Source organism: Hydrogenophaga sp. GW456-12-10-14-TSB4 (assembly GCF_059424305.1).
Window position 1 is genome coordinate 1 of the sequence record NZ_JBWKZH010000002.1, and the last position, 21,122, is coordinate 21,122.

Annotated in this window: 24 protein-coding genes; 13 read left to right on the forward strand and 11 right to left on the reverse strand. The window is 67.7% G+C overall.

Annotation, left to right across the window (positions count from 1 at the left end; translation table 11 throughout):
- A partial coding sequence (locus tag AC07ZS_RS01360; protein WP_494796834.1) for a cold shock domain-containing protein occupies positions 1-243 on the reverse strand: 243 nt, incomplete at its 3' end.
- A 91-nt stretch (positions 244-334) separates the two neighbouring features.
- Between AC07ZS_RS01360 and AC07ZS_RS01365 the strand changes: the two genes are divergently transcribed.
- From AC07ZS_RS01365 to AC07ZS_RS01375, 3 genes are read left to right on the forward strand one after another with little or no spacing between them, the layout of a single operon-like run.
- Positions 335-685 (forward strand): TA system antitoxin ParD family protein, encoded by a 351-nt coding sequence (locus AC07ZS_RS01365; RefSeq protein ID WP_382158332.1) that lies wholly within the window; start codon positions 335-337, stop codon positions 683-685.
- Positions 682-1,320: an ATPase gene (locus tag AC07ZS_RS01370; protein ID WP_494796835.1), complete on the forward strand. Its 639-nt coding sequence runs from the start codon at positions 682-684 to the stop codon at positions 1,318-1,320. The genes AC07ZS_RS01365 and AC07ZS_RS01370 overlap by 4 nt, the downstream gene beginning before the upstream one ends.
- 12 nt (positions 1,321-1,332) lie before the next feature.
- Positions 1,333-1,656 (forward strand): ATPase with chaperone activity, encoded by a 324-nt coding sequence (locus AC07ZS_RS01375; protein ID WP_494796836.1) that lies wholly within the window; start codon positions 1,333-1,335, stop codon positions 1,654-1,656.
- A gap of 4 nt (positions 1,657-1,660) precedes the next feature.
- Here the strand turns inward: AC07ZS_RS01375 and AC07ZS_RS01380 are convergent, their stop codons facing one another.
- The 6 genes from AC07ZS_RS01380 to AC07ZS_RS01405 all read right to left on the reverse strand — a co-directional run bounded on the left by AC07ZS_RS01380 (position 1,661) and on the right by AC07ZS_RS01405 (position 7,389).
- Positions 1,661-2,215, reverse strand: coding sequence for an NUDIX hydrolase (locus tag AC07ZS_RS01380; protein WP_494796837.1), 555 nt, complete (start codon positions 2,213-2,215; stop codon positions 1,661-1,663).
- 79 nt (positions 2,216-2,294) lie between these two features.
- Positions 2,295-3,341 carry a TRAP transporter substrate-binding protein gene (locus tag AC07ZS_RS01385; RefSeq protein WP_494796838.1) on the reverse strand — a complete coding sequence of 349 codons (1,047 nt, stop codon included), beginning with the start codon at positions 3,339-3,341 and terminating at the stop codon, positions 2,295-2,297.
- Positions 3,342-3,447: 106 nt separating this feature from the next.
- The gene (locus AC07ZS_RS01390; protein WP_494796839.1) at positions 3,448-4,152 is read right to left on the reverse strand and encodes a fumarylacetoacetate hydrolase family protein; all 705 of its coding nucleotides are present in this window, start codon (positions 4,150-4,152) and stop codon (positions 3,448-3,450) included.
- 50 nt (positions 4,153-4,202) lie between these two features.
- Positions 4,203-4,526: a 2Fe-2S iron-sulfur cluster-binding protein gene (locus AC07ZS_RS01395; RefSeq protein ID WP_494796840.1), complete on the reverse strand. Its 324-nt coding sequence runs from the start codon at positions 4,524-4,526 to the stop codon at positions 4,203-4,205.
- Between the two features lie 8 nt (positions 4,527-4,534).
- Complete coding sequence (locus AC07ZS_RS01400; RefSeq protein ID WP_494796841.1) at positions 4,535-6,013, reverse strand: glutamine synthetase family protein; 1,479 nt, start codon at positions 6,011-6,013, stop codon at positions 4,535-4,537.
- Positions 6,010-7,389: a Rieske 2Fe-2S domain-containing protein gene (locus tag AC07ZS_RS01405; RefSeq protein WP_494796842.1), complete on the reverse strand. Its 1,380-nt coding sequence runs from the start codon at positions 7,387-7,389 to the stop codon at positions 6,010-6,012. The genes AC07ZS_RS01400 and AC07ZS_RS01405 overlap by 4 nt, the downstream gene beginning before the upstream one ends.
- A gap of 81 nt (positions 7,390-7,470) precedes the next feature.
- On the opposite strand from AC07ZS_RS01405, the gene AC07ZS_RS01410 reads away from it, so the two are divergent.
- Together AC07ZS_RS01410 and AC07ZS_RS01415 are read left to right on the forward strand one after the other, a co-directional pair.
- The gene (locus tag AC07ZS_RS01410; RefSeq protein ID WP_494796843.1) at positions 7,471-8,190 is read left to right on the forward strand and encodes a GntR family transcriptional regulator; all 720 of its coding nucleotides are present in this window, start codon (positions 7,471-7,473) and stop codon (positions 8,188-8,190) included.
- Positions 8,191-8,326: 136 nt separating this feature from the next.
- Entirely contained in the window at positions 8,327-9,430 is a 1,104-nt protein-coding gene (locus AC07ZS_RS01415; RefSeq protein ID WP_494796844.1) for an alkene reductase, read from the forward strand.
- A gap of 17 nt (positions 9,431-9,447) precedes the next feature.
- Here the strand turns inward: AC07ZS_RS01415 and AC07ZS_RS01420 are convergent, their stop codons facing one another.
- The gene (locus AC07ZS_RS01420; RefSeq protein ID WP_494796845.1) at positions 9,448-10,038 is read right to left on the reverse strand and encodes a hypothetical protein; all 591 of its coding nucleotides are present in this window, start codon (positions 10,036-10,038) and stop codon (positions 9,448-9,450) included.
- 11 nt (positions 10,039-10,049) lie between these two features.
- Positions 10,050-10,592: a hypothetical protein gene (locus tag AC07ZS_RS01425; protein ID WP_494796846.1), complete on the reverse strand. Its 543-nt coding sequence runs from the start codon at positions 10,590-10,592 to the stop codon at positions 10,050-10,052.
- Between the two features lie 117 nt (positions 10,593-10,709).
- Between AC07ZS_RS01425 and maiA the strand changes: the two genes are divergently transcribed.
- Together maiA and pgeF are read left to right on the forward strand one after the other, a co-directional pair.
- A complete protein-coding gene (maiA, locus tag AC07ZS_RS01430) occupies positions 10,710-11,351 on the forward strand; it encodes a maleylacetoacetate isomerase (RefSeq protein ID WP_494796847.1) in 642 nt (213 codons plus the stop codon).
- Complete coding sequence (gene pgeF / locus AC07ZS_RS01435) at positions 11,351-12,124, forward strand: peptidoglycan editing factor PgeF (RefSeq protein WP_494796848.1); 774 nt, start codon at positions 11,351-11,353, stop codon at positions 12,122-12,124. Before maiA ends, pgeF begins: the two co-directional genes overlap by 1 nt.
- Here pgeF and AC07ZS_RS01440 read toward each other — a convergent pair.
- On the reverse strand, positions 12,044-12,355 hold the full coding sequence (locus AC07ZS_RS01440; RefSeq protein WP_494796849.1) for a hypothetical protein: 312 nt from the start codon (positions 12,353-12,355) through the stop codon (positions 12,044-12,046). The genes pgeF and AC07ZS_RS01440 overlap by 81 nt on opposite strands.
- 131 nt (positions 12,356-12,486) lie before the next feature.
- Here AC07ZS_RS01440 and AC07ZS_RS01445 point away from each other — a divergent pair, with 131 nt between their 5' ends.
- From AC07ZS_RS01445 to AC07ZS_RS01465, 5 genes are all read left to right on the forward strand, one after another.
- On the forward strand, positions 12,487-14,331 hold the full coding sequence (locus tag AC07ZS_RS01445; protein ID WP_494796850.1) for a PHA/PHB synthase family protein: 1,845 nt from the start codon (positions 12,487-12,489) through the stop codon (positions 14,329-14,331).
- Positions 14,332-14,366: 35 nt separating this feature from the next.
- Positions 14,367-15,545 (forward strand): acetyl-CoA C-acetyltransferase, encoded by a 1,179-nt coding sequence (locus tag AC07ZS_RS01450; RefSeq protein ID WP_494796851.1) that lies wholly within the window; start codon positions 14,367-14,369, stop codon positions 15,543-15,545.
- Between the two features lie 84 nt (positions 15,546-15,629).
- A complete protein-coding gene (gene phbB / locus AC07ZS_RS01455) occupies positions 15,630-16,367 on the forward strand; it encodes an acetoacetyl-CoA reductase (RefSeq protein WP_494796852.1) in 738 nt (245 codons plus the stop codon).
- A gap of 129 nt (positions 16,368-16,496) precedes the next feature.
- Complete coding sequence (locus AC07ZS_RS01460) at positions 16,497-18,215, forward strand: cation:proton antiporter domain-containing protein (protein WP_494796853.1); 1,719 nt, start codon at positions 16,497-16,499, stop codon at positions 18,213-18,215.
- A 108-nt stretch (positions 18,216-18,323) separates the two neighbouring features.
- Complete coding sequence (locus AC07ZS_RS01465) at positions 18,324-19,262, forward strand: hypothetical protein (RefSeq protein WP_494796854.1); 939 nt, start codon at positions 18,324-18,326, stop codon at positions 19,260-19,262.
- A gap of 125 nt (positions 19,263-19,387) precedes the next feature.
- Here the strand turns inward: AC07ZS_RS01465 and AC07ZS_RS01470 are convergent, their stop codons facing one another.
- Positions 19,388-19,882: a hypothetical protein gene (locus AC07ZS_RS01470; RefSeq protein WP_494796855.1), complete on the reverse strand. Its 495-nt coding sequence runs from the start codon at positions 19,880-19,882 to the stop codon at positions 19,388-19,390.
- 229 nt (positions 19,883-20,111) lie between these two features.
- On the opposite strand from AC07ZS_RS01470, the gene dusA reads away from it, so the two are divergent.
- Positions 20,112-21,122 (forward strand): tRNA dihydrouridine(20/20a) synthase DusA, encoded by a 1,011-nt coding sequence (dusA, locus tag AC07ZS_RS01475; protein WP_494796856.1) that lies wholly within the window; start codon positions 20,112-20,114, stop codon positions 21,120-21,122.

Consider the following 21,122-nt stretch of genomic DNA (forward strand, 5'->3'; position numbering starts at 1 on the left):
CGGTGGGGGTGGGGAGGGCGCTTCCGCGACGATGGTGTTGCGCGCCGGCTCGACCGACAGTGCGCGCGGGCCCTTGCCGCCCACGTGGATGTCGTCGAACATCACCTTCAAGCCTTCGCTGGGCTTGGCCGGGCCGCTGTAGTCGCGCAGGTGGAAGAAGACGTCGGCGGGGATCTGCGGGCAGCGGATGAAGCCGAAGGCCTTCTCGCTGTCCCAGCGCACCACGGTTCCCTGTTTTTTCATGATGGCCTGTACAAAGGTCTGGGGTTGAAAGTCCGCCCGGTTGCCATGGTATCCCAAATGGCGCAAAATGCGCCATCCAGGAGATTTTGTCATGTCGTCTTCCAGTAGCAGCGCATTTTCCTCGGTCAAGTTGCCCGCCGGCCTGGTCCGGCAGGCGCGTGAGGCCGCGCAGCCTCAGCGCCGCTCGGTCGCCGGCCAGATCGAGTACTGGGCCACGCTGGGCCGCATCGCCGAAGAAACGGGGCTGACCGTGCAGGAAGCGCGTGAAGCCATTGCCCGGTACGACGCCGCCGCCCGCCACGCCGAGGCGGCGGCCGATCCGGTCGACGCGATCGAGGCCCGTTTCCTGGCCGCCGAATCCAGCGGCCGCCTGGCGCAGGCGGTGCGCCAGACCGTGCTCGACAACCGCAGCAAGGCACCGGCGGCCCGCCGCGCCGCGTGACGCAACCGGTCTTCTACCTGCTGGCCGGCCCCAACGGCGCTGGCAAGTCCACGCTGTACCGGGCCGCGCTGGCCACGGGCCTGATCCCGCCCGAGGCCGAGTTCGTCAACGCCGACCTGCACGAGGCTGCGCACCTGCAGCACATCGCCCACCCGGTGAAGCGCTCGCAGATGGCGCGGCAATGGGCGGACCAGCAGCGCGCGGCCTGCCTGGCCGCCGGCGAGTCCTTCGTGAGCGAAACCGTGTTCTCGCACCCGTCCAAGCTCGACCTGCTGGCGGCGGCCCGACAGGCCGGTTTCGCGGTCGTGCTGCTGGTGGTCTGTGTGGACGAACCCCGCCAACTGCTCGCGCGCGTGCGGCAGCGCGAGCACGAGGGTGGCCACAGCGTGCCGCCCGAGCGCATCCTCGCGCGTTACCCCCGCACGCTGGCCAACCTCGCCAAGGCCATTCCGCTCGCCGACCTGGCCTTGCTGTACGACACCTCGGGCCCGCGCAACCGCGTGGTGCAGCCGCCGCGCCTGGTGGCGCGCTGCCGTGCCGGGCGCGTGCTGTGGAAGAACCCGGTGCGCTGGCCGGCCTGGGCCGGGCACCTGCTCGCCGATGTGCCTGAAGGCCCACCGGCCGCTGCGCATTGATTACAGTGCGGCATGTCCGACGAATCGCAGATCGAAATCCCCCCGTCCTTCCTGGCGCTGTACGTGGCGCCCGGCCGCCAGAAACCGAGCCTGCCGCGCGACGAACTGGCCGCGCGCTACGAGCTGTGCGAGGACATGGCGCAGATGCTCACCGAGACCGCGCGCAACATGGAGTTCGGTCTGGGCATCACCGAGGCCGACGTGCTGGCGCGCTGCCTGCAGGGCTTGCAGGTGGAGCCGGCGGTGGTGAGCGAGGCCGAGTCGGTGTGGGTGGTGCGCCGCCTGGCCGAACTGCTGGACTGGAAGGCGCCCGAGGGCGGCGCGCCGCAGGCCTGACGATTCAGGCGATGTCGAAGGCGTGGAAGCCGAAGCGGCCCAGGCGGCGGTCGGCGAAATAGTGCTCCAGGGTTTCCTTGACGGTGCGAAAGGCAATCTCGTCCCAGGGAATCTGGTCTTCGGTGAACAGCCGCGCCTCGATGGTCTCGTGGCCCGGGTCGAAGCGGTCGCTCAGCAGGCGGGCGCGGTAGTAGATGTGCACCTGGCCCACGCGCGCCACGTTCATCAGCGTGAAGATCTCGCCCAGCTCGAACTGGGCGCCGGCTTCTTCGGTGGTCTCTCGGGCCGCGCCTTCGGCTGTGGTTTCGTTCAGCTCCATGAAGCCGGCGGGCAGCGTCCATTTGCCCCAGCGCGGTTCGATGTTGCGCTTGCAGAGCAGCACGTATTCGCCCGCCTCGCCCCACACCGGCACGGTGCCGACGACGTTGAGCGGGTTCTCGTAGTGCACCGTGTGGCAGGACGGGCAGACGGCACGGATCTTGGTGTCGCCGTCGTCGGGCAGGCGCATGTCGACGGCGGTGCCGCAGTTGCGGCAGTGTTTGGGAGGTGTGCGCAGCATCGAAGCAGTTTAGCGGGGCGTGGGTGGACAAAAAAATACCGGGCCAGAGCCCGGTACCTTTTGCTCAGCGGGAGAACCCTCAGGCCTTCTTGCCGTGCTTGGCGATCAGGGCCTTGGCGGTTTCGAGCAGCTTCTTGCCGTCGAAGCCGCGCTTGTCCATGTCCTGCACCCATTCCACTTCCACCAGGCGCGCCTTGCGCTTGAACTCCTGCGCTTCGGCCGAGGGGATGGTGTAGATGGTGTTGCCTTGCTTGACGGCGGCTTCGCGGCCCGGCCCGTCGCCGGCCTGCTGCACCTTGCCCAGCCAGCCCGAGGTTTCCATGCCCGAGTTCTTGTCGATGATGGCCTTGAGGTCGGGCGGCAGCGAGGCGTACTTGTTGCGGTTCATGCCCATCACGAAGGTGGTGGTGTAGAGCGCGCCGCCGGCGGGGTCGAATTCGCTGTGGAACTTGGTGAGCTCGTGCACCTTGACCGAGGGCACCACTTCCCAGGGGATCACGCAGCCGTCGATCACACCCTTGGACAGGGCGTCGGGAATCTGCGGCAGGGGCATGCCCACGGGGATGGCACCGAGGTAGCCCAGCATCTTGGTGATCTGGCGGGTCGGGCCGCGCACCTTGGAGCCGCGCAAGTCTTCTGCGGTCTTGATCTGCTTGCTGCGCATGTGGAACATGCCGGGGCCGTGCACCTGCAGGGCGATGGGCTGCACTTCCTTGTACTCATCGGGAGCCATCGTGGTGATGTATTCCCAGAAGGCCTTGGACGTGGCTTCGGCGTTGTTCATCATGAACGGCAGCTCGAACACTTCGGTGCGCGGGAAGCGGCCCGGGGTGTTGCCCGGCAGGGTCCAGACGATGTCCACCACGCCGTCGCGGGCCTGGTCGAACAGCTGCACGGGCGTGCCGCCCAGCTGCATGGCGGGATAACCTTCAAACTTGATCCGGCCGCCGGATTCCTTTTCAACCTTGTCCATCCATGCCTTGTGCATGTTGATGTACACGTTGGACTGCGGCGCCATGAACGTGTGGAACTTGAGCGTGACGCTTTGTTGGGCGAAGCCTGTGAGCGCGGGTGCGCCGAGGGCCACGGCCGCACCGGACTGAAGCAGGGTTCTGCGTTGAATCATGTTGAAAGTCTCCTGGGGTCAAAGAAAAACGGGAAAAGCATATGTCAGGCCAGGTCGTTTCCGTGAGAGGTCTTACCCTCGGGTGCGACCTCCGTCACGTTCTCGTTCAGGCCACGCGCACCGAAATGGGGGTGAGGCCGTCCACACCGCCGTGCAGGGTGTCGCCCTTCACCACCGCCGCCACGCCTTCGGGCGTGCCGGTGTAGATCAGGTCGCCGGGTTGCAGTTCCCAGGCGGCCGACAGGTGTTCGATGGTCTCGGCCACGTTCCAGATCAGCTTGGCCACGGTGCTGCGCTGGCGGTCGGCGCCGTTGACCTGCAGCCAGATCGGCGCCTCGTTCACCTGGCCGGCCTGCGCAGCCGGGGTGATGGGGCCGATGGGCGCGGACTGGTCGTAGGCCTTGCCGATGCACCAGGGGCGGCCCTGCTTCTTCATGTCGTTCTGCAGGTCGCGGCGCGTCATGTCCAGGCCCACGGCATAGCCGTAGATGTGCTTCGCGGCGTCGGCGGCCTTGATGTTCCTGCCACCCACACCGATGGCCACCACGAGTTCGATTTCGTGGTGCAGGTTGCCGGTGAGGCTGGGGTAGGGCATGTCCGCGGTCTGGCCTGCGTCGGCGACCACGATGGCATCGGCCGGCTTGAGGAAGAAGAAGGGCGGTTCACGGCCGGTGAAACCCATCTCCTTGGCGTGTTCCTCGTAGTTGCGGCCCACGCAGTAGATGCGGTGCACAGGGAAGCGCTCGGCGCGCCCCACCACGGGCACGCTCACGGTGGCCGGGGGGGCGAAGAGGTAAGTGGTGTCTGGCATGGCGGATGAAGGGTTTGACATCGAAGATCGCCAGTGTGCCACGGGCGCTTTCAGTGCTGGGACGCGGGCAGCCGGACCTCCATGCCGTCCAGCGCCGGCGTGAGCTTGACCTGGCAACTCAGGCGGCTGTCGGCCGTCACCGGGCTGGACGCGAAGTCCAGCATGTCGATCTCGTCGGGCACCGGCGCGCTCAGCATCGCGGCCCAGGGCGCGCCGATCATCACGTGGCAGGTGGCGCAGGTGAGGCTGCCGCCGCAGTCGGCCTCAATGCCCTGGAGGTTGGCGTCCACGGCGGCCTTCATCAGGCTCTGGCCGGATTCGGCCTGGAGAACCTGCGTTGAACCGTCGGGGCGGATGAACCGGATCGAGATCATGGGCGGGCTCAGGTGCGGGCGAAGTACTCGCGCCGCTCGAAATCCGTCTTGTCTTCGGCTTGCGCGTGGCGGTCGATCTCGCTTTGCTTGATGCGGCAGAAGTAGCGCACGAAGTCCTCGCCCAGGGCCGCGCACAGCGCGCTGTCGGCGCGCAGCGCGTCCAGGCCTTCGCCGAGCGACGAGGGCAGCTTCTGGTTGTCGGCGGCGTAGGGCGATTCGCTCGCGGGCGGCGGCAGCGCGGTACGGGCCAGGCCGTCGAGCCCGGCGTGGATCTGCGCGGCCATGTACAGGTAGGGGTTGGCGGCGGGCTCGCCCACGCGGTTCTCGATGCGGGTGGCGTTGTCGCCGGCCGCACCCACCACGCGCAGCATGGCGCCCCGGTTGTCCTGCCCCCACAGCGCGGCCTGCGGTGCCAGTGCGTTGGGCCGGAAGCGGGCGAAGCCGTTGATGGTGGGGGTGCACAGCACCGTCATGCCGCGCGCGTGCGACAGCAGGCCGGCCAGCCAGTGCGCGCCCGCCTCGGACAGCGTGTGCGTGGCGTCGGTGCGGCCGGTGCCGGGCGCGGGGGTGTCGCGCACGCAGGCGTTGCGGCCGGTCTTCAGGTCCACCAGCGACTGGTGCAGGTGCCAGCCGCTGGACATGATGTTGGGGAACGGCGGGCGGCACATGAAGGTGGCGTGGTAACCCGCGCGGCGCAGCGCCTGGCGCACGCCGTTGCGGAACTGCACCATCTGGTCGGCGGCGGTCAGTGCGTCGGTGGCGTCGAACACCGCTTCCACCTGGCTCGGGCCGAGTTCGATTTCCAGCGACTGCAGCGGCAGGCCCAGGGCCTGCGCGGTGCGCTGCACGATGCGCAGCGGCTCATCGCTCATGTCGCCCATGGCTTCGGCCTGCAGGTTGTAGCCGGGGTGGATCATCTCCACCGCCGGGGGCAGGCCGGGCCAGGCCGCGAGCTCGGGGTCGAGCTGAGGGCGGGTGTCGGTGATGCGGTAAATGTGGAACTCCACCTCCAGCCCGGTCTTGAGACCGTAACCGGCCTGGCCCAGTTTCGCCAGCGCGGTCTGCAGCATGCCGCGCGCGTCCAGCGGCACCGGCGTGCCGTCGGCGAACCAGGGCTGGCAGCGCAGCCAGCCGGTGCGCTCCAGCCAGGGCAGCACGGTGAAGCTCTGCGGATCGGGCACGAGCATCAGGTTGGCCGCGCCGGCGAAGCCGGGCGGGCTGTCCGCGCCGCCGGGCTCGAACACCTTCCAGGCCGTGCGGTCGGCGGTGTCCTTGAGCATCAGCGTGCCCACCATGCCCACGCCGTCGTTCAGCGCGCGCAGCGCCGCCTTGGCGGTGAGGGTCTTGCCGCGCAGCATGCCGTGGGCGTCGCACCAGCCAAAGCGCACCAGCTCGATGCCGCTGGCTTCAATGAGTTGGGCCACGCGCCGGCATTCGGCGTCGCGCTCGGGGGATTCGAGGCCGCAGCGTTGGGCGAACGACGTCATTTGGCGCCCGCCGTTTCCGCGGCGGAGGCCTTTGCGTGCCAGGGGGCGCCTTCGCGCTTGTCGCGCACCGCGTCCTGCCACCAGGTTTCCCAGCCCTGGGCGGGGGCGATGCCGTCCACCGTGTCGGGGCCGGAGATCGCACCGTGCTGGGCCGGGTCGGCCACGCCCGGGGCCGTGCCGCCCTGTTCCACGGCGTCGATGGCCTGCAGCAACATGCGGCGGTTGGCCATCACCACCTTGTCGGTGGTGCCCAGGTGTTCGCGCGTGCGGTCCTGGATCGGGCCCATGCTCTCGCAGGCCCACTGGTCGTGCACGTTGATGTCGTCTTCACCCATGCCGAGGTAGGTGCGGGTCTGCTGCTCTTCGGCGTTGAAGCCCCAGTTGTTGTGGCGGCCCGACTTCGGGATGTAGTCGGGCAGGGTCACGGCCTGCAGGCGCGGCGTGCGCATGGCGTCCTTGTCCACCGGGCCGGTGAAGCTGGTGAAGAAGGCGTACCAGTAGTTGTGGGTGTCGTCCACCGGCACGTGCATCTGCGTGATGGTCATGGTCTCCGACAGCGGGATCACGAAGGTCTGCGGGAACACGCTGTTGGTCACGCGCACGTGGGTCAGCTCGTCGGTCATGGGGCGCAGCGCGGTGAGCTGCAGGCCGTAGGGCTTGGACTCGAAGCTGATCAGGGGCTGGTCGAACTCGCGCATCACGCGCGTCATGGGCCAGCGCTCGCCGCCCACGTCACCGGCGCTGGCGCCGCGAAACTGCTTGCCGTAGCTGTCTTCGAGCGAGCCGTCGTTGAAAAAGCGGTGCAGGTAGGAGGCGTGCGCCGGATCGATGCCCACTTCCAGCGACTGCAGCCAGTTGCAATGCCACAGGCCCTTGAACGCGAAGGTGTGGCTTTCGGGTGCGGTGAAGCAGTCGAGCTCGGGGAAGGGCGGGGGCGTCTGGTCTTCGGGGCCGAACCAGCCGAACAGCACGCCGCTGCGTTGCACCAGCGGGTAGCTGCGCTGCTTGATGCGCGAGCACATCTTGCTGCCAGCGGGCTCGGCCGGGGTTTCGATGCACTGGCCGGTGGTGTCGAACTTCCAGCCGTGGAACGGGCAGCGCAGGCCGTCGCCCTCGTTGCGGCCGAAGGCGAGGTCGGCGCCGCGGTGCGGGCAATCGCGGTCCAGCAGGCCGAACTCACCCTGGGCGTTGCGGAACAGCACGAAGTTCTGCCCCAGCACGCGCACGGCCTTCACCGGGCGCACCGCCATCTGCGGGGCCAGCGCGGGGTCGAATTCGTCCATCAGCGCCACCGGTTGCCAGTAGCGGCGCAGCAGCTCGCCGCCGGGCGTGCCGGGTCCGACCTGGGTCATGCGTTGATTGAGTTCGGCTTTCATGGGGGGAGATCTCCAGCAATTAAACGGGGTGGGGTATCGAAATGGTATACCGTTTTTTAAATTCGGTGTACATTTTGTGCCATGAGCCTGCAAGAAACCGTTTTGATGCAATTGCGCGACCTGATCCTGAGCGGTCAGTTTGAACCTGGTCATCGCCTGGCCGAGCAGCAGCTGGCCGAGCGCCTGGGGGCCTCGCGCACGCCGGTGCGGGCCGCGCTGGTCACGCTGGAGCAAGAGGGCCTGGTGCAGGCCAACGAGACCGGCAAGTACCTGGTGCGCCAGTTCACCGCGCAGGAGGTGATCGACGCCATTGCGGTGCGCGGCCACCTCGAAGGCATGGCCGCGCGGCTGGTGGCCGAGCACGGCGTGTCGCGCCAGTTGCAGGGCCAGCTGCAGACCGTGCTCGACGAGGGCGATCGCCTGCTGGCGGACAACCCGCTCACCATCGAAAGCTATGCGGCCTATGCGCTGATGAACGACCGCTTCCACGCCCTGATCCTGGATGCCTGCGGCAACCGGGCCTTGCAGCGCTCGGTGGAGCTCAACGACAAGCTGCCGTTCGCACCGGCGTCGGCCATGCTGCCCATGCAGGGCACGGTGACCATGGACCGCGACTGGATGCTGTACGCCCACCGCCAGCACCACATGCTGTTCGACGCCCTGCGGCGGGGCGAAGGCGCGCGGGCCCAGGCGCTGGCGGTGGAGCACACGGAGGTGGCGCAGATGAACATGCGCCTGGCGCTGGAGCGGCGCGCCGAGTCGGAGCAGGTGCTGCCCGGTATCCGGCTGGTGGTGGGCTGAGGCCCATCACAAGCGCGGCGGGTCTGCAGGGTCCGCCGCAACGACCTTTCGGGCCTGGGGAATTGCACGTCCTTCGGGGAAACGATGCGGGTGGCTGCGCAAAATGGGCCATCGTTCATTCCGTTTCCCCATGCCCATGACCCGCCTTTTTGAACCCACCACCGCTGGCGAACTCTCGCTGTCCAACCGCATTGCCATGGCGCCGCTCACGCGCAACCGCGCGCCGAACGCCGTGCCCACGCCCCTCATGGTCACTTACTACCAGCAGCGCGCCACCGCTGGCCTGCTGGTCACGGAGGGCACGGCGATCAGCCACCAGGGGCAGGGCTATGCCGACGTGCCGGGCCTGTACGCGCCCGAGCAGGTCGAGGCCTGGAAGCCCGTGACGGCGGCCGTGCACGCCGCCGGCGGCAAGATCGTCACCCAGCTCTGGCATGTGGGCCGCGTGTCGCACACCGACCTGCAGCCCGGCGGCGCTGCACCCGTGGCCCCTTCGGCCATCGCCGCCAAGACCAAGACGGTGCTGATCAAGGACGGCGTGCCCACCTTCGTGGAAACCTCGGTGCCGCGCGCGCTCGACGCGGCCGAACTGCCCGGCATCGTCGAGGACTACCGCAAGGCGGCGCTGGCCGCCATCGAGGCCGGCTTCGACGGGGTGGAGATCCACGCCGCGAACGGCTACCTGCTCGACCAGTTCCTCAAGACCGGCAGCAACCAACGCACCGACGCCTATGGCGGCGGGATCGAGAACCGGGCGCGCTTTCTGCTCGAGGTGGTGGGGGCCATCGCGGGCGCCATCGGGGCTGGCCGCACCGGCATCCGCCTTTCGCCCGTGACGCCGGCCAACGACGTGGTCGATGCCGATCCACAACCCTTGTTCGAGCACGTGCTGCGCGGGCTCGCGGCCTTCAACCTGGCCTATGTGCACGTCATCGAAGGTGCGACGGGCGGGCCGCGCGACCTGCCGGATCGTCCCTTCGACTACGCAGCCCTGCGCGAAGCCTATCGCGCGGCCGGCGGTCGCGCGGCCTGGATGGTCAACAACGGCTACGACCTCTCGCTGGCGCAGAAGGCCCTGGACGACGGCGCCGACCTGGTGGCTTTCGGCCGAACCTACATCGCCAACCCTGACCTCGTCGCGCGGCTCAAGCAAGGCGGTCCGTTCAATGAGCCCGATCGTGCCACCTTCTATGGCGGTGGCGCGAAGGGCTATACCGACTACCCGGCGCTGGCGGCCTGAGCGCCGCGCCGAGCGCCTCAGCGCAGGAGCGGATCGGTCGCGACCTGTTGCCGGAACTGCTCGGACAACTGGGTGGCGGCCCGCCGGGCGGAGAGGCTGAGGTCGTGTTTGAACTCGTCGAACTCTGCCGCGCCTTGACTCTGCGTGCGGATGGTCGTGATGGGGGTGCCACTGGCGTCGCTGACCTGGCTGGTCATCTCGATGCCGAATTTCGTCGGCGGCCAGGTGAAGGGTGACGGCGAATCGCTGGTGGTGGTGATGCGAGGAGAGAACACATGGTTCACGCCGTGTGTGCGGAAGGCTTCCTGGTCATTGGCCGAGGTGACCGCGATGACCTCGCTGTAGACCGCTCGCAGGGCGTCGCGGATCGCCTTTTCCAGATCCCGGTAGGGCTTGTAATTGACCTTGTCGCCACCACCGCCGGGCGTGGTGACCTCCAGGTTGCGGTCGGCGTCGGTCATGACGTAGGCGGCTTTCTTGGGGTTCAGCTTCGCGTCGACACGCTGCGGTGTCTCCAGTGGAGCGAGCGTGATGGGGTGTGCGCATGCGCCCAGCAGGGCCAGCAGAAGGGCGGCGGCGGGAATCCGCCAGAAGGATGAAATGCTCATGGAATCGTCGCTCAGGGTTTGATGGCGTTGATGAAGGCGGTGTCTGTGTAGATGTTTTGCAGCAGCGTGCGCACGAGGATGGGGTACTCGTTCATGCCCTTCGGGATCGCGACGGCGCCGGCAAAACTCGACTCGAATTGCGTGTTGGCGGTGTAGGTCTTCTCCAGCACGGTCGCTCCGCGTTTGCTGACCTTCAGCGCAACCACCAGGATGCCCGTACCTGTGCTGAAGCCGGAGACGTCGATGTCGTTCTTCAGCAGAACCGCGTCGATGCGTGTCTGCGCGGCCGGGTCCAGCACGCGCAGTTCGTTCAGGTCGGAGCGCATCGCGCTTTCTAGGTACTCCGCGAAGTTGCCTTGCGGTGTCGCCAGGCTCGCCCCTCGCAGGGTGATCTTGTTGACGGGCGCCTGCGGATCGCGCGGCTGAAAGGCTCCTACAGCGACTTTGTCCAGTTTGCCGGCCTTGAGCCGGTCGAGGCTGGGGTAGTCGGGGCTGTAGGTGGGGGCGACGAGCGAGGCGCAGCCTGTCGTTAACACGGCAATGCAGGCCAGCATGGCCCAGCTTCTTTTCATTTCCTTGTCTCCTCTTGATCAGTGCGGATGCACCGCTGCGAACTATATCCACACTGGTTCTGGTGCTATCGTGGTGTGAGCGGTTTATCCTCGGGGCCCATGAAGCTCTACAACTACTTCCGCTCCTCGGCCTCGTTCCGCGTGCGCATCGCGCTCGCGCTCAAGGGCATCTCTTACGACTACGTGCCCGTGCACATCGCGCGCGGCGACCACAAACTGCCGGCCTTCACCGACAAGGCGGTCGAAGGCCTGGTGCCCCTGCTGGAGCTGGACGACGGCACGCGCCTCACCCAGTCGATGGCGATCATCGAGTACCTGGACGAGGTGCAGCCCGCACCCGCGCTGCTGCCGGCCGACGCGCTGGGCCGCGCGCGCGTGCGCGCCCTGTCGCAGATCGTGGCCTGCGAGATCCACCCCATCAACAACCTGCGGGTGCTCAAGTACCTGACCAAGGAATTGAAGGTGGAAGAAGAGCCCAAGAACGTGTGGTACCGCCACTGGGTGCGCAGCGGCCTGGAGTCCTTCGAGCGCCAGCTGGCGCTGCAGCCCAAGTCCACCTACTGCGCCGGTGAAACGCCCACCATGGCCGATTGCTGCCTGGTGCCCCAGATCTTCAACGGCCAGCGGTTCAACACCGACTTCAGCGGCCTGCCGCGCACCATGGCGGCCTTCGAGGCCTGCATGGCCTTGCCTGCGTTCCAGCAGGCGCAGCCTTCGGCCTGCCCCGACGCCGAGGCCTGATGCCCCGATCCCCGGACAGCCTCGTTCCCGACTGGCCCGCGCCGCCGGGTGTGCGGGCCCTGTTCACCACGCGGGACGGTGGGGTGTCGATCGCGCCTTTCGACAGCTTCAACCTGGGCGATCACGTGCGGGACGAGCCGCATGCCGTGGCGGAGAACCGCGCCCGTCTGGCCGCACTGACCGCGCCCGCGCGCCCGGTGTTCCTGCAGCAGGTGCACGGCACCGGCGTGGTGCATCTGGACCACGCGACGCCGCACGGCACCCAGGCCGACGGTTGCGTGGCGCACGGACCCGGTCAGGTCGCCACCATCATGGTGGCCGATTGCCTGCCGGTGCTGTTCGCCCATGCCTCGGGCCGGGCCGTGGCCGCCGCGCACGCGGGCTGGCGCGGGCTGGCCGGCGGCGTGCTCGAAACCACGTTGCGTGCCTTGCGCGAGACGGCGGGCGAGGGCGAGGTGATCGCCTGGCTTGGCCCCTGCATCGGGCCGTCCGCTTTTGAAGTGGGGGCCGAAGTGCGCGAGGCGTTCCTGGCTGTCGATGCCGACGCCGCCTCGCATTTCCGGTTTCATGGGCAAGACGGCAAATATTGGGCGAACCTGCCCGCGCTGGCGCGGCGCCGGCTTCAGGGCGCGGGTGTTGTGCAGTTGCACGGCAACGACGGCAGCGACGCCTGGTGCACCGTCACGCAGGCTTCACGGTTCTTTTCGCATCGGCGCGACGCCGTCCGCCTCGGCAGCACCGGGCGCATGGCCGCCTGCATCTGGATCGACTGAGGGGGTGGCGGCTGCCGCGGCCTGCCGGGCTTCGAGCTCTGCAGCCTCGCGTGCCTTGATCGCTTTGCGCCTTTGCGGTGTGAGCATCAGGTAAACCACCAGTGCGACCGGCAGCAAACCGTAAAGAAAAAAGGTCACAATGGCTCCCAGCACAGAGCCTGTGGTGTTGGTCGCTTCGGCCACCGACATCATGAGCACCACGTACATCCAACCGATCACCACCAGATACACAACATTCCTTGCAGCCCGGACCACCCGTGTCAGCCTGCTGGATGCTGATACGAAAAACCTGGGGAAGATCCGGAATCTCTCCCCCGAGGGCTGCCCATGATAAGTCGCAGGCAACACCCTAGGAGACCAGCATGACATCGGGCAAGACCCCCTCTTCAGACTGGCTGGAAACCGCGCAACAGTTCCAGCAGAACCTCGTTCAACAGTGGACGCAGATGGCCCAGGCCTTTCCCGGGGCTTCCGCCCCACCATCTGCCGCCAGCGACCCTTTTGCCGCGTTCAAGGCGTTCATGCCGAAAGCGGGCGCCGCGAACCCCTTCGGCATGGCCATGCCCACCGGCACCGCCGCCTTCCCCGGCATGCCCGCCGTGGGCGACATCTTCAGCCAGGCCAGCCAGGGCCAGGCGGTCAGCTTCGACCCGGCCCAGCTGCTGGAAATCCAGAACACCTACCTCAAGGAACTGGCCGGCCTGTGGAACCAGGGGCCGAACGTGAAGCCCGCGGGCGATCGGCGCTTTGCGTCCGACGCCTGGGCCAGCAACCCCATGGCCGCCTTCGCGGCCGCCGCCTACCTGCTCAACGCCCGCACACTCATGGCCATGGCCGAGGCGGTGCAGGGCGATGCCAAGGCGCGAACGCGCGTTCGTTTTGCCGTGCAGCAGTGGATCGACGCCAGCGCACCGAGCAACTTCCTGGCGTTCAACGCCGAAGCGCAGAAGAAGGCGATCGAGACGCAGGGCGAGAGCATCGCCAAGGGCGTGGCCAACCTGCTGCACGACATGAAGCAGGGCCATGTGTCCATGACGGACGAGAGCGTGTTCGAGGTCGGCAAGAACGTTGCCACCACCGAAGGCGCCGTGGTGTTCGAGAACGAGCTGTTCCAGCTCATCGAATACAAGCCCCTGACCGCCAAGGTGTACGAGCGGCCCTTCCTGCTGGTGCCGCCCTGCATCAACAAGTTCTACATCCTCGACCTGCAGCCCGAGAACTCGCTGATCCGCTACTGCGTGGAGCAGGGTCACCGCACCTTCGTGGTGAGCTGGCGCAACCCCGACGAGTCTCTGTCGCACAAGACCTGGGACGAGTACATCGAGGACGCGGTCATCAAGGCCATCGCGGTCACGCAGGACGTCACCGGCGCCGAGACCATCAACGCCCTGGGTTTCTGCGTGGGCGGCACCATGCTGGGCACCGCGCTGGCCGTGCTGGCCGCGCGGGGCGAGGAGCCGGTGAACAGCGTCACGCTGCTGACCACGCTGCTCGACTTCAGCGACACCGGCATCCTGGACGTGTTCATCGACGAGAACTTCGTCAAGTTCCGCGAGATGCAGTTCGCCGACGGCGGCCTCATGCCCGGTCGCGACCTGGCCACCACTTTCAGCTTCCTGCGCCCGAACGACCTGGTGTGGAACTACGTGGTGGGCAACTACCTCAAGGGCGAGACCCCGCCGCCGTTCGACCTGCTGTACTGGAACTCGGACAGCACCAACCTGCCGGGACCGTACTACGCCTGGTACCTGCGCCAGATGTACCTGGAGAACAACCTGATCAAGCCGGGCAAGACCACGGTGTGTGGCGAGAAGATCGACTTCCGCCAGGTCAAGCTGCCGGTGTACATCTATGGATCGCGCGAAGACCACATCGTGCCCATCGGCGGCGCCTACGGCAGCACGCAGATCTTCCCGGGCAAGAAGCGCTTCGTGATGGGGGCCTCGGGCCACATCGCCGGCGTGATCAACCCCGCCTCGAAGAACAAGCGCAGCCACTGGATCGGCCCGGCGGGCAAGTTCCCGGCCGACGTGAAGGACTGGGTTGCCGGCGCCACCGAGCACCCCGGGAGCTGGTGGACCGACTGGTCCGCCTGGCTCAAGCCCCTGGCTGGCAAGCAAATTGCTGCGCCCAAGGCCTACGGAAAGGCCAAGCGTTACACCGCCATCGAACCCGCGCCCGGCCGCTATGTGAAAGCCAAGGCCTGACACCGTTTTTTTTCTGAACCTCCTGGAGACATTGCATGGAAGACATCGTCATCGTTTCAGCCGCCCGCACCGCTGTGGGCAAGTTCGGCGGCTCGCTCGCCAAGACGCCGGCCACCGAGCTGGGCAGCATCGTCATCAAGGCCTTGCTGGAACGCACCGGCCTGCCGGCCGACGCCATCGGTGAGGTGATCATGGGCCAGGTGCTGGCGGCCGGCGTGGGCCAGAACCCGGCGCGCCAGGCCATGATGAAGGCCGGCGTGGCGAAGGAAACGCCGGCACTGACCATCAACGCCGTCTGCGGCTCCGGTCTCAAGGCCGTGATGCTGGCGGCGCAGGCCGTGGCCTGGGGCGACAGCGAGATCGTGATCGCCGGCGGCCAGGAGAACATGAGCGCCTCGCCCCACGTGCTCAACGGCAGCCGCGACGGCCAGCGCATGGGCGACTGGAAGATGACCGACACCATGATCGTCGACGGCCTGTGGGACGTGTACAACCAGTACCACATGGGCATCACCGCCGAGAACGTGGCCAAGGAGCATGGCATCAGCCGCGACGCGCAGGACGCGCTCGCCCTGGCCAGCCAGCAGAAGGCCAGCGCCGCGCAGGACGCGGGCAAGTTCAAGGACGAGATCGTCGGCGTGAGCATTCCCCAGCGCAAGGGCGACCCCGTCGTCTTCGACGCCGACGAGTTCATCAACAAGAAGACCAACGCCGAAGCCCTGGCCGGCCTGCGCCCGGCCTTCGACAAGACCGGCACGGTGACGGCGGGCAACGCCTCGGGCATCAACGACGGCGCCGCTGCCGTGATGGTCATGAGCGCCAAGAAGGCGGCTGCGCTGGGCCTCAAGCCCCTGGCGCGCATCGCTGCGTTCGGCACCAGCGGCCTGGACCCCGCGACCATGGGCATGGGGCCGGTGCCGGCCTCGCGCAAAGCCCTGGCCCGCGCGGGCTGGAAAGCCGCCGACGTGGACCTGTTCGAGCTGAATGAGGCCTTCGCCGCGCAGGCTTGCGCCGTCAACAAGGCGCTCGACATCGACCCGGCGCGCGTGAACGTCAACGGCGGTGCGATCGCCATCGGCCACCCCATCGGTGCCTCCGGCTGCCGCATTCTCGTGACCTTGCTCAACGAGATGCAGCGCCGCGACGCCAAGAAGGGTCTTGCGGCCCTCTGCATCGGCGGCGGCATGGGGGTTTCCCTCGCGGTCGAACGCTGAATTCACGGTTAAATCTACAACGGGTGATCGGAGGGGAGGGCCTTCCGGTCATTCCATCGCCCAACGGCACAAGGAGCACAAGAGATGAGCAAGAAAGTCGCGTACGTCACAGGCGGCATGGGTGGCATCGGAACGGCCATCTGCCAACGCCTGCACAAAGAAGGATTCACGGTTATTGCGGGCTGCGGCCCCACGCGCGACTTCAAGAAGTGGCTGGACGAGCAGAAGGCTCAGGGCTACAGCTTCCACGCCTCGGTCGGCAATGTCGGCGACTGGGACTCCACCGTGGAAGCCTTCACCAAGACCAAGGCCGAACACGGCACGATCGACGTGCTGGTGAACAACGCGGGCATCACCCGCGACCGCATGTTCCTGAAGATGTCGCGCGACGACTGGGATGCGGTGATCGAAACCAACCTGAACTCCATGTTCAACGTGACCAAGCAGGTCGTGGCCGACATGGTGGAAAAAGGCTGGGGCCGCATCATCAACATCTCGTCGGTCAACGGTGAGAAGGGCCAGGCCGGCCAGACCAACTACTCCGCCGCCAAGGCCGGCATGCACGGCTTCTCGATGGCGCTGGCGCAGGAACTGGCGACCAAGGGCGTGACGGTCAACACCGTGAGCCCGGGCTACATCGGCACCGACATGGTCAAGGCCATCCGCCCCGACGTGCTGGACAAGATCGTCGCCACGGTGCCGGTCAAGCGCCTGGGCGAACCGAGCGAGATCGCCTCCATCATCGCCTGGCTGGCCAGCGAGGAGGGCGGTTACGCCACGGGTGCGGACTTCTCCGTCAACGGCGGCCTGCACATGGGCTGAGCGAGCGCCCCGCGTTCCAGGAAAAACCCGCTTCGGCGGGTTTTTTGTTGCAGGCATGGTTCCTGCGGAAGCGTGGTGTAAATTCGACCGCACCCCCACCCCCGTTTCTGCCCAAGGAGTTTCCGGCCGATGCCGCACAGCATTTCACTGATCAACACCATCGCTGCGGGCCTGGGTCTGGCACTGATCCTCGGTTTCCTGGCGGCCAAGGTGCGCCTGCCTGCGCTGGTGGGGTACCTGCTGGCGGGTGTGATCATCGGCCCTTTCACGCCCGGCTTCGTCGCCGACGCGGGCATCGCCGCGCAGCTCGCCGAGATCGGCGTGATGCTGCTGATGTTCGGCGTGGGCCTGCATTTCTCCCTGGACGACCTGCTCTCGGTGCGCAAGATCGCCTTGCCCGGTGCGGTGGTGCAGATGGCGGTGGCCACGCTGATGGGCGTCGGCATGGCCATGTGGTGGTGGGACTGGAGCTTCGGCTCGGCGCTGGTGTTCGGCATCTCGCTCTCGGTGGCCAGCACCGTGGTGCTGCTGCGGGCGCTGGAGAGCCTGGGCATCCTGGACTCGTTCACCGGCCGCATTGCGGTGGGCTGGCTGGTGGTGGAAGACCTGGCCATGGTGCTGGTGCTGGTGCTGCTGCCGCCGCTGGCCGGCTTTCTGGGCGGCACGGGGTCGGACAGCGACCTGGACTCGATCTGGCGCGCGCTCGGTTTCACCCTGCTGCAAGTGGGCGGTTTCGTGGCCCTGATGCTGGTGGTGGGGCGCCGCGTGTTTCCCTGGCTGCTCTGGCAGGTTGCCCGCACCGGTTCGCGCGAGCTGTTCACGCTGTGCGTGGTGGCGGCGGCGGTGAGCATCGCGTTCGCGTCGGCGGCGCTGTTCGGCGTGTCGTTTGCGCTCGGTGCCTTCTTTGCCGGCATGGTGTTGCGCGAATCCGAGTTCAGCCACCGCGCAGCCGAAGAGTCGCTGCCGCTGCGCGACGCTTTCGCGGTCCTGTTCTTCGTCTCGGTGGGCATGCTGTTCAACCCGGCCGTGCTGATCGAGCGCCCGTTACAGGTGCTGGGCGTGGTGCTGATCATCATCGTGGGCAAGTCGGTGGCCGCCGCTGCGCTGGTGGTGGCGATGCGCTACCCGCTCAACACCGCGCTCACCGTCTCCGCCAGCCTGGCGCAGATCGGCGAGTTCTCGTTCATCCTGGTGGGCCTGGGGGCCTCGCTGGGTCTGCTGCCGCCCGAGGGGCAAAGCCTGGTGCTGGCCGGTGCGCTCATCTCCATCGCCACCAACCCGCTCTGGTTCAAGGCCATCAACCCGCTGCAGGAATGGCTGCGCAAGAACTCCGAGTTCGCCCGCAAGCTGGAACAGCGCGACGACCCGCTGGCCGAGCTGCCCATGACCACGCACGAGAAATTCCTCTCTCGCCAGGTGGTGCTGGTGGGCTACGGTCGGGTGGGGCGGCGCATCGCCGCCGCGCTGGAAGAGCAGAACCTGCCCTATGTGGTGGCCGAAGAGAACCGCGACATCGTGGAACGGCTGCGCGAACGGGGCATTGCCGCCGTGTTCGGCGACGCGGCGGACCCGGCGGTGCTGATCCAGGCCCACATCGCGCGCGCCGGCATGCTGGTGATCGCCACGCCCGACACCCTCAACGTGCGGCAGATGATCGCGACCGCCCGCACGCTCAACCCGGACATCCAGACCGTGGTGCGCACGCACAGCGAGGAAGAAGCCAGCCTGCTCGAAAAAGAGGTCGCCGGCAAGGTGTTCCTCGGCGAGGAAGAGCTGGCGCAGTCGATGACGCGCTACGTGCTGGAGCACTCCCGCGTGGCCAACGCTGGGGCGCGCGCCGCCGCCTGAGCCTCGGGTCGGCGCCAGGGCCGCTCCTACACGCCTTCGCGCCGCCGTCCGACAGCGGCCGGTGAGGATGCCTTTCATGATGGGTTGCACTTCCAAAGGAGGCCCCTCATGGCAGCGATCCATTCCCCCGTTTTCGATGACATCGCCTTGGCACCCGCACCCGGGCACGCGGTGTCCTGGCCGGCGGTGTTTGCCGGCGCGGCCGGTGCGGCCGCGCTCTCGCTGATCCTGCTCATCCTGGGCACCGGGCTGGGCTTGGCATCGGTCTCGCCCTGGGTGCAGCAAGGCATCGGCGCCGCCACCTTCGGTGTGTCGACCATCCTCTGGATTTCCTTCACGCAACTGGTGGCCTCGGGCATGGGCGGTTATCTGGCGGGCCGGCTGCGCACACGCTGGGCCGGGACGCAGCCCGAAGAGGTCTACTTCCGCGACACCGCGCACGGGTTCCTGGCCTGGGCCGTTGCGACACTGGCCACGGCGGCCCTGCTCACCTCGGTGATCGGTGCGATCGTGGGCACCGGCGTGAACGCCGGTGCCACGGTGGCGGCCGGCGGCGCGAATGCCGCGGGCGCGGAAGTGGCACAGGTGGCCACCCGGGGCGACGGTGAGGTCGATGGGGAGGGCGGGCTGAACTACTTTGTCGGCACGCTGTTCCGCACCGACGCGGCGGCCGCGTCGTCGGCCGGCGCACCGGGGGTGCTGATGGTGAACCCGTCGCCCGCCGCGATCGCCGCTGACGCCTCGGCCATCTTCGCGACCGCGATGAAGAACGGCAGCTTGCCGGCCGAGGACGCCAGCTACCTTGGCCAGCAGGTGGCTTTGCGCACCGGGATCAGCGCGCAGGATGCGCAGAAGCGCGTGAACGACACCTTCGCCCGGATGCAGATCCAGGCCCGTGAAGCCGAAACGGCCGCGCGCGAGGCCGCCGACAAGGCCCGCAAGGCGTCGGCCTATGGCGCGCTGTGGCTGTTCGTCTCGCTGCTGATCGGCGCCTTCTTCGCCAGCCTGGCCGCGACCTTCGGTGGTCGGCAGCGCGATCGCGCCTGAGCCCGGCACACCCCCTCGACCTTCAAGGAGCCTTCCATGCAATCGCTGCTGCTGTTCTTTCTTGGTGTCCCCATTCCCATCATCATCCTGCTCGCCCTGCTGTTCTGATCGGGCGGGGGAGCGGTCTATCTGCCGACGGGCGTGTTGATGTCCCTGGCGTGGGCTTCCAGGCATTGCGAGACGATCAGCTGGACCGCGCTGGTGGCATCGGGTGTGAGGCTGGCGGTGTTGTGCACCCGGGTGCGCACCGGGCGCCCCACCTCACCGCCCACCCGCACCTGCGATTCCACCGTGCACGAGAGCTCGTCGCCCGACGTCAGCCCGCCCTGGTGCTGCACCTCCAGGCGCTGCACACCCACATAGAACGGGCGAGGCCCGCTGTAGCTCGCCGCTACCCAGTTGCGCAACGCCTGCGCGATGGGTGGCTGGAGCTCGATGGCGAGGTCGCCCGTGGCAGTGCGAACCTTCAGGTCGGTGTCGCGGCGCGAGTCCTGCACCTGAACGCCCGCATCGGCCGCCACGGGCGGCTGCAGGTCCACCCTTTGTTCGGCGGTGGCGCAACCCGTGAGCGCCAGGGCGCAGATCCAGGGGAGAAGAGGGTGTGGTGAGCGTGTGTCCATGGGCCATTGTGGTCGCGGAACACGGCGGCCTGTACCGGCGGCGGGGCGAATCTCCTGAGGTCCTACACGGCGGTCGGCTGTCGTCCGACACAGGCGCCTGGGCCATCGCCCGGATACTGGCTTCGCTGTCACACCCCGATGTCTCCGAGGCTCCATCCCCCCGAGCTTCCCTCCGTCAGGAGTTTCAACCCGCTTCGGCGGGTTTTCTTTTGGGTGAGAAAATGCGGGGGTGCAACAAGATCCCTCCCTCCAAGGTCCGAGTCCCTGGCGCCTGTCCGTCGCGCCCATGATGGACTGGACCGACCGCCACTGCCGCTACCTCCATCGCCTGCTCTCGAAGCACACCCTGCTGTACACCGAGATGGTGACCACGGGTGCGCTCACGCACGGCAGCGTGCAGCGCCACCTGCGCTTCAACGCCGAGGAGCATCCGGTGGCCCTGCAGCTCGGGGGCAGCGACCCTGCCGACCTCGCCGCCGCCGCGCGCCTGGGCGAGCAATGGGGCTACGACGAGATCAACCTCAACTGCGGCTGCCCGAGCGACCGCGTGCAGCGCGGCGCTTTCGGCGCCTGCCTGATGGCCGAGCCGCAGACCGTGGCCGACGGCGTCAAGGCCATGGTGGACGCGGTGTCGATCCCGGTCACGGTCAAGCACCGCATCGGCATCGACCGCATCGAGAGCTACGACTTCGTGCGCGATTTTGTGGGCACCGTGAGCGAGGCCGGCTGCAGCGTGTTCCTGGTGCACGCGCGCAATGCCTGGCTGGACGGCCTCTCGCCGAAAGAAAACCGCGAGATCCCGCCGCTGCGCTATGAGCTCGCGCACCGCCTCAAGCAGGACTTCCCGCAGCTCACCTTCGGCATCAACGGTGGCTTCACCACCAATGCGCAGATCGCGGATCAGCTGCGTGAGGTCGACGGCGTGATGGTCGGGCGCGAGGCGTACCACAACCCCTGGTTGCTCACCAGCTGGGACGAGGCCTTCTTCGGCGCGGCGCCATCCACCATCACGCGCGAAGCGGTGGAGGAACAGATGGTGGCCTACATGGAGCGCGCCTTCCTGGAGGACGGCTGCCCCTGGTACGCGATCGCGCGCCACATGCTCGGCCTGCGGCACGGTTTGCGCGGTGCCCGGCGCTGGCGCCAGATCTGGAGCGATCACCGCTTGAAGCCGCTGCCCCCGCGCGAGGTGTGGGCGATGGCGCAGGCCCACGTGGGCCTGGAAGCCGAAGCCGCCTGA

Excerpts from the sequence above, each read along its gene's own strand:
- AC07ZS_RS01385 (WP_494796838.1), bottom strand. The coding sequence starts at position 3,341 with ATGATTCAACGCAGAACCCTGCTTCAGTCCGGTGCGGCCGTGGCCCTC.
- maiA (WP_494796847.1), top strand. The coding sequence starts at position 10,710 with ATGAAGCTCTACAACTACTTCCGCTCCTCGGCCTCGTTCCGCGTGCGC.
- pgeF (WP_494796848.1), top strand. The coding sequence starts at position 11,351 with ATGCCCCGATCCCCGGACAGCCTCGTTCCCGACTGGCCCGCGCCGCCG.
- AC07ZS_RS01390 (WP_494796839.1), bottom strand. The coding sequence starts at position 4,152 with ATGCCAGACACCACTTACCTCTTCGCCCCCCCGGCCACCGTGAGCGTG.
- AC07ZS_RS01420 (WP_494796845.1), bottom strand. The coding sequence starts at position 10,038 with ATGAGCATTTCATCCTTCTGGCGGATTCCCGCCGCCGCCCTTCTGCTG.
- AC07ZS_RS01415 (WP_494796844.1), top strand. The coding sequence starts at position 8,327 with ATGACCCGCCTTTTTGAACCCACCACCGCTGGCGAACTCTCGCTGTCC.
- AC07ZS_RS01425 (WP_494796846.1), bottom strand. The coding sequence starts at position 10,592 with ATGCTGGCCTGCATTGCCGTGTTAACGACAGGCTGCGCCTCGCTCGTC.
- AC07ZS_RS01400 (WP_494796841.1), bottom strand. The coding sequence starts at position 6,013 with ATGACGTCGTTCGCCCAACGCTGCGGCCTCGAATCCCCCGAGCGCGAC.
- phbB (WP_494796852.1), top strand. The coding sequence starts at position 15,630 with ATGAGCAAGAAAGTCGCGTACGTCACAGGCGGCATGGGTGGCATCGGA.
- AC07ZS_RS01365 (WP_382158332.1), top strand. The coding sequence starts at position 335 with ATGTCGTCTTCCAGTAGCAGCGCATTTTCCTCGGTCAAGTTGCCCGCC.
- AC07ZS_RS01395 (WP_494796840.1), bottom strand. The coding sequence starts at position 4,526 with ATGATCTCGATCCGGTTCATCCGCCCCGACGGTTCAACGCAGGTTCTC.
- AC07ZS_RS01470 (WP_494796855.1), bottom strand. The coding sequence starts at position 19,882 with ATGGACACACGCTCACCACACCCTCTTCTCCCCTGGATCTGCGCCCTG.
- AC07ZS_RS01405 (WP_494796842.1), bottom strand. The coding sequence starts at position 7,389 with ATGAAAGCCGAACTCAATCAACGCATGACCCAGGTCGGACCCGGCACG.
- AC07ZS_RS01465 (WP_494796854.1), top strand. The coding sequence starts at position 18,324 with ATGGCAGCGATCCATTCCCCCGTTTTCGATGACATCGCCTTGGCACCC.
- AC07ZS_RS01450 (WP_494796851.1), top strand. The coding sequence starts at position 14,367 with ATGGAAGACATCGTCATCGTTTCAGCCGCCCGCACCGCTGTGGGCAAG.
- AC07ZS_RS01380 (WP_494796837.1), bottom strand. The coding sequence starts at position 2,215 with ATGCTGCGCACACCTCCCAAACACTGCCGCAACTGCGGCACCGCCGTC.
- AC07ZS_RS01460 (WP_494796853.1), top strand. The coding sequence starts at position 16,497 with ATGCCGCACAGCATTTCACTGATCAACACCATCGCTGCGGGCCTGGGT.
- AC07ZS_RS01375 (WP_494796836.1), top strand. The coding sequence starts at position 1,333 with ATGTCCGACGAATCGCAGATCGAAATCCCCCCGTCCTTCCTGGCGCTG.
- AC07ZS_RS01445 (WP_494796850.1), top strand. The coding sequence starts at position 12,487 with ATGACATCGGGCAAGACCCCCTCTTCAGACTGGCTGGAAACCGCGCAA.
- AC07ZS_RS01410 (WP_494796843.1), top strand. The coding sequence starts at position 7,471 with ATGAGCCTGCAAGAAACCGTTTTGATGCAATTGCGCGACCTGATCCTG.